The sequence below is a fragment of the Spirosoma sp. genome, assembly GCF_048594605.1.
GTDB lineage: Bacteria > Bacteroidota > Bacteroidia > Cytophagales > Spirosomataceae > Spirosoma.
On record NZ_JBMDWV010000259.1, the window covers coordinates 1 to 3,451 of the forward strand.

Here is a 3,451-nt window from a genome sequence, read left to right on the forward strand (position 1 = left end):
TGTTAAAAATGACCGCCACCAGGATGCATTGAACAGCTTTAATAAGGCTGTTGCCTTGCAACAACAATATCGTTTACCTGAAGACCGTGTGGTTCGTAAGCTCTCCAAAGATTATCAAAACTTGGGTGATGAACGATTCAGGGTAAACATCAGACCACCTGTTATGCGTGATATGATGGATATTCCACTGAAGTATTACCAGTTAGCTGAGGCTCTGCACAGTACCCCCTATCTCAAGAAAAAAATCGAAGAATGTAAACGTCTGCAACGTCCATGAGAAATACATTTCTGGCAGGTTGGTTGATGTTCGCGTTCAGCATTCATTGGCTTATGGCACAGTTGCCCAAACTTCCGGGCGAATATGAACGCTACCGGCAGAAAATGGTTGAAGCTTTCAATCGGGGCGACTACCAAATGGCTGGTAACATTGCCCGATTTTGTCTACGAAATTATCGCTTATCTGAGAGTACCGAACTTGATCTTTTGAGAGAGATTAGACGCGGTGTTGATATACAGGAGCTGAAAAATAAAGCCGATTTAAAAGTACGCACGGGCGATTTGGCAGGTGCAAAAGCAATTTATCGTAACATCTTGACACCAGCTTATAATCCTGCTGATCCAGTCATAAAAAATAAACTTCAACAGTTAGACGCACCGGCTCCTAATTTGGAATGGGTGCGTTGGGAACGCGCTGCTGATAAATTCATTGCCGATAAAGACTTTAACAGAGCAAATGAGATTTTACGTATTATTCCGCCCCAGAAACGGAGTCCAACGGTTGTCAGTAAACTGGAAATGACCCGCGATTTACCAGCGAAAATTGCTCATAGAGATCAGCTAATACGGGAGGCAAATATAGCCGAAGCGAAGCGCATCGATAAAGAACTGAGAGTTAAATACGGGCCGGATGTGGTAAGAGCCGACCCGTTTGAGCAATATGATAATTATTTGAAACGGAGAGCAGAAGCCGACCGATACCTATTCCGATGCCGATATGACCTTGCCGAACGGGAATATCGACAAATCCGACAAACTTATCCTGAGTATAGTCGGCAATTAACTCGCCGAATCGAACAGATACAACGGTTTTCATCCACACAAAGAAACGTCAATGATTGGGAATCAGACCCCTCTAAACAGGAAGCAGTGTTACAGGCTTATTCGTACTTATATAGGCATAGTAGTCATTGCGTAGCGGCTGATTATTATAATTATATATTTCGTAAGGGCATAGTACAATTGCAAAACGAAAAATTTGAGGCGGCCCTGATAAGTTTTAACAGAGCCTCCTACATTAAGGTGGCATATGCCAAACGAATAAGTGCAATTGTTCTGAGGGATAGTTGTCAGCGAATGTTAAGCTGCCTACAGCGTAATAACGTATATAAAACACAGCTGGCCGAGGTAGAACGTTTGTACAATAACAATAAATGCCAGGGAGACTCAGCAGTTAGGCTCTATCAACGTATTCGCTCAACTGCCTGCCCTCAACCAAGTGTTGAAACGGATAAAATCTGGCAAGACCGTTTGCTGGCTCTGAAAACGAATCAGGCTGATGTCGATCGCTTCAATTCATTAGTAGCCTCAGCACAACAGCTTCTTTCTGAAGAGCGATGTGCCGAGGCCAAACGCTTATACAATCAGGCAGACTCAATAAAGATTGATTGTCGGGTACTTGACAAAAAAAATATACGACTGGCTGATTGTGAAGCATGTATACAACGCCAACAATGCGATAGCCTTCTACAAAAAGCGGAGTTGAGTCTAAAAATAAACCGCCGTTATAATGCTCTGGCTTTATTTAAGCAATACCGAAATATTTGCGATCCTGCGGGTCAATTAGTTGGGTTATCTCAGCGAATCGCCGATCTAGAATGTCAAATACAAGGGAAAAACTGCCCTGAGGTCCAAGATAACATAGTTCGTTCGTTAATTAAACCTTCAATAGTATTGGGAAGCACATATACTATTCCAAGTCTGTCTACTAATGGTCAATTACTTCGAAGTGATGGAGGTTGGAGTGGTGCATTGGGCATGCGTGTTGAGCGGCTATCCTTCAAAAATTGGTTAGATTTGCGCACTGAACTAAATTATGCTCGCTATGTCTTCTATACGTTGACACCCAATCACGACTTAATTAATCAACGTTTTCAGATAGATATAGCTGATATTGGGTTTGGACTAAAGATTCACACCCCAAGTCGTTCACAAAGGAAATCTCAGTTTGGTAAGTTGCGGCTTTATTTACACGGAGGAACTGCCTGGGGGTGGGGAATTCGATATAGGTATCAAAATTTTTCTCTTGATACTAAAGATAATGACATACACACACTCAATTCATCTTACAATCTTTTAAAAGGAGGTATAGGAGCTGAAATCCATCAGAAAAAATTTGGTGTGAGTATAGAAGGGGTTTATCAGAGCAATCGACGAGAACTATTCAATCTAGAGCCAAATCGAAACAGTAGTAATCCCTACTTTTTGAGTAGCCCAACGTTAACCACAATTGGTTTACGACTTAGTTTAAGGTGGTGGTAACAATCTGCTGGCTTGCTATATCATTGATAATGAGCAGTGGTTTGTTTCCGAGGCCACCGTTTACCGGGTTCTCAAAAGTCGAGGACTAATCACTACCCCTGCTTATCGAGCCTGATCATATCGAGCGACTGTTAATCTACCGGAGTTATTTTATCGAACCAGTCTGCGATCCTAGCGCAAATTTACTACCAAGTCAAAAAACTGTAAAGACGCTTGAGCCAAGTAGAGCTATTCTTGAAAACGGGTATTGGAAGGTGATTCACAAAGCTCGCATCCAATATCAATAAGCATTCTCTTAAACACTATCTAAGCTCAGTTATTAATCAGGGAGCAATTCCGTAAAGCTTGAAATTGGTAGCTTTGGCAATTTTGAATATTAAGCAATTTCCATAAGGCACAATTTTACAGGCTAATTCTCAGAGCAACAAAATACATAGGAAAAGTAGAATTAACTATTACTAAGGGCCTGTAAAACAGGAGTCAACAACGAAATAGCTACCCCAATACCAGATGCAGCTGCATTCCAAAAACCCACAGGATGCAGTTCATTAATTGTCTTTATGAAATCTTCGGCCACCGGCGAATTAGAACTCCTGCTGTTCTGGCTCAGATACATGCTTATTGCTCGCATTTTTAATTGTTGCCAGGAGTGCCATGCAGAAATTAAGGGTAACGATATGATTAACCAAGTCGACAGCCAAATTATGTGAATAATTATTGCACTCATTAAATACCTTTTATCATTAATTACAAATACCATGTCCCAATAGTAATAACTCCAACCAATGAAAGCTCCAGTCAATAATAAAGACGATACCTGCCAATGCAGAAAAACACCAGTTATCTCATCGATCCGTTTCCTATTAAAGACTTCCTTTGCCGGGTCTCTCACCCAACGTATATTGGTTTTTCG

3 protein-coding genes are annotated in these 3,451 nt (G+C 41.3%); 2 read left to right on the top strand and 1 reads right to left on the bottom strand.

All coding sequences use genetic code 11. The features are described 5' to 3' along the window. On the top strand, positions 1-277 hold a 277-nt coding region (locus tag ACOJS8_RS15960), incomplete at its 5' end, for a hypothetical protein (RefSeq protein WP_420149540.1). Next, a complete protein-coding gene (locus tag ACOJS8_RS15965; RefSeq protein WP_420149541.1) occupies positions 274-2,538 on the top strand; it encodes a hypothetical protein in 2,265 nt (754 codons plus the stop codon). The genes ACOJS8_RS15960 and ACOJS8_RS15965, both read left to right, overlap by 4 nt. 448 nt (positions 2,539-2,986) lie before the next feature. Here ACOJS8_RS15965 and ACOJS8_RS15970 read toward each other — a convergent pair. Beyond that, positions 2,987-3,451 (bottom strand): hypothetical protein (locus ACOJS8_RS15970; RefSeq protein WP_420149542.1); only part of this gene is annotated, 465 nt, incomplete at its 5' end.